Raw genomic sequence first — 2428 nt, 5'->3', positions numbered from 1 at the left:
CCCCCCCCCCCCCCCCCCCCCCCGCGCCGGTTCCGCACCAACAACGGCACCGCCGAGGAGATCATCGCGCTCCGCCCCGACCTTGCGATCATCGACAGCTTCGCTTCGGTATCGACGCGCGAGGCGCTTGCCCGCGCCGGGGTGAAGACGGTCACGCTCGGCTGGGCGAGCACGATCGCGGACAGCAAGGCGCAGGTCCGCGAGCTCGCCGCCGCGGTCGGCGCCAAGCCTGCCGGCGAGGCGATGATCGGCCGGATCGACCGCGCCGTCGCCGCCGCGCACAGCGACCGCCCGCCGGTGCCTGCCCTGCTCTGGATCGGCGGCAACACCGTCAATGGCGGCGGCACCCTGCTCGACGAAATGATGGTCAAAGCCGGCCTCAGCGATCATGCTGCGCATTATGGACTCCAGGGCACCGGCTATCTCCCGATCGAACATGTCGTCGCCGATCCGCCGCGCGTGATGCTGGTCCCCGACACTGCGGGCCGCGACGCGAGCTCGCGCGCGGCGCAGATGCGCGGCTGGGCGCTCTCGCGCTCGGGCGCGAAGGTGCACCAAGCGCGGTTCGATCGCAGCCTGGTCAATTGCGGCGGGCCGGTGATCGCCAAGGCGATGGCACGGCTGGCCGAGGTGCGGCGGGAGGTTGGCGAGTGAACCGCCCTCTCCTCCTCATCCTCCTCGCCGCGGTCACGGCCCTGCTCTTCGCCGCCTCCCTCGCCGCCGGCAAGGTCTGGGTTCCCGCCGCCGCCTGGTTCTCGGACGATCCGCGCTGGTGGATCGTCGCCGGCCTGCGGCTGCCGCGCGCGATCCTCGGGCTCGCGATCGGCGCCGCGCTCGGGCTGACCGGCGCGGTGCTGCAGGGCTATCTGCGCAACCCGCTCGCCGATCCCGCGGTGGTCGGCGTCTCCTCCTCGGCCGCGCTCGGCGCCGTCGCGGCGATCGTGGTCTTCGCCGCCAGCGCGCCGCTCGTCATCTTCGGCGCGGCGATGCTCGCCGGCTGCGGGTCGATGCTGCTCCTCGCCGGGCTGGCATGGCGCGCCGACAGCCAGGTCGCCTTCATCCTCGCCGGTACCGTGCTCGCCAGCCTCGCCGGCGCGCTCACTGCCTTCCTGATCTCGATCGCGCCCAACCCCTTCGCCACCGCCGAGATCATCGACTGGATCATGGGCGCGCTCACCGATCGCAGCTTCGCCGAAGTCCAGCTGGCGGTGCCCTTCATCGCAGTCGGCTGCGCGCTGCTGCTGTTCACCGGCCGCGCGCTCGACGCGTTGACGCTCGGCGAGGACGCGGCGCGCTCGCTCGGCGTGCAGCTCCGGCGCACCCAGTTGCTGATCGTGCTCGGCGCCGGGCTCGCGGTCGGGGCGAGCGTCGCGGTGACTGGCGTGGTCGGCTTCGTCGGGCTGATCGTGCCGCACCTGCTGCGTCCGCTCACCGGCGCCAAACCCTCGGCGCTGCTGCTCCCCAGCGCGCTCGGCGGCGCCGCGCTCGTCCTCGCCGCCGACAGCCTCGTCCGGCTCGGCCCCGGCGCCTCGGAGATCCGCCTCGGCGTCGCCATGGCATTGCTCGGCACGCCGTTCTTCCTGCTCCTCCTTCTCAAGATGCGGCGGTCGGCATGGAGTTGAGCTTCAGCGATCTCGCAGTCAGCCTCGGCAATCGCCGCGTGCTCAACCATATCGGCGCGGCCTTCCAGCCCGGCCGCGTCACCGCGATCCTCGGCGCCAACGGCTCGGGCAAGTCGACTCTGGTCAAGACGCTCGCCGGACTGCTCGACGCCGATGCCGGCCATGTCAGGCTCGGCACGCGCCACGTCGCGCGGATCGAGCCGCGCGAACGCGCCCGGCTGATCGGCTATCTGCCGCAGGACGCGACGGTGCACTGGAATCTGGCCGTGCGCGAACTCGTCGCGCTCGGCCGTCTGCCGCACCGCTCGCCTTTCGCCGGCAGTTCGCAGGCGGATGCGATCGCGGTCGGCGCGGCGATGGCCGCGACCGGAACGCACCCCCTCGCCGATCGCGGTGCCGACCAGCTGTCGGGTGGCGAGCGCGCGCGGGTGCTGCTCGCCCGCGTCCTCGCCGGCGAACCGCAATGGCTGCTCGCCGACGAGCCGCTCGCCAGCCTCGACCCCGTCCACCAGCTCGCCCTGCTCGACCAGCTTCGCGCACTCGCCGCCACCGGCATGGGGGTGGTGATCGTCCTCCACGACCTGATCCAGGCCGCCCGCGCCGCCGACGACGTGCTGCTGCTCAAGGCGGGCGAGGTCGTGGCGTTCGGCCCCGCGGCGCAGGCGCTGGCGCACCAGCCGCTGCGCGAGGCGTTCGGCGTGGAAGTGATGATCGTCCCCGACGAGCAGGGCCGGCTGCTGCCCGTGCCGATCGGGCGGACGAAGATTGCTTAGATCCCCCTCCCTTCAAGGGAGGGGTTAGGGGTG

3 protein-coding genes are annotated in these 2428 nt (G+C 72.9%); all 3 read left to right on the top strand.

Annotation, left to right across the window (positions count from 1 at the left end):
- The coding region (locus AC3WJI_RS08295) for an ABC transporter substrate-binding protein (RefSeq protein ID WP_492756791.1) at nt 1–654 on the top strand (654 nt) is incomplete at its 5' end.
- Nucleotides 651–1622 carry a FecCD family ABC transporter permease gene (locus AC3WJI_RS08290; protein WP_492756790.1) on the top strand — a complete coding sequence of 324 codons (972 nt, stop codon included), beginning with the start codon at nt 651–653 and terminating at the stop codon, nt 1620–1622. The genes AC3WJI_RS08295 and AC3WJI_RS08290, both read left to right, overlap by 4 nt.
- Nucleotides 1613–2395, top strand: a complete 783-nt coding sequence (locus AC3WJI_RS08285; RefSeq protein ID WP_492756789.1) for an ABC transporter ATP-binding protein — start codon at nt 1613–1615, stop codon at nt 2393–2395. Before AC3WJI_RS08290 ends, AC3WJI_RS08285 begins: the two co-directional genes overlap by 10 nt.
- The last annotated feature ends 33 nt before the right edge of the window (nt 2396–2428 follow it).

This window comes from Sphingomonas sp. FW306-1B-B10E, assembly GCF_058782005.1.
Note: the sequence above shows the minus strand (reverse complement) of the source record. Positions and strands in the feature narration are given on the sequence as shown.

Bases quoted from the DNA above. Each gene is read 5' to 3' on its own strand.
- AC3WJI_RS08285 (WP_492756789.1), top strand. From the start codon at position 1,613: ATGGAGTTGAGCTTCAGCGATCTCGCAGTCAGCCTCGGCAATCGCCGC.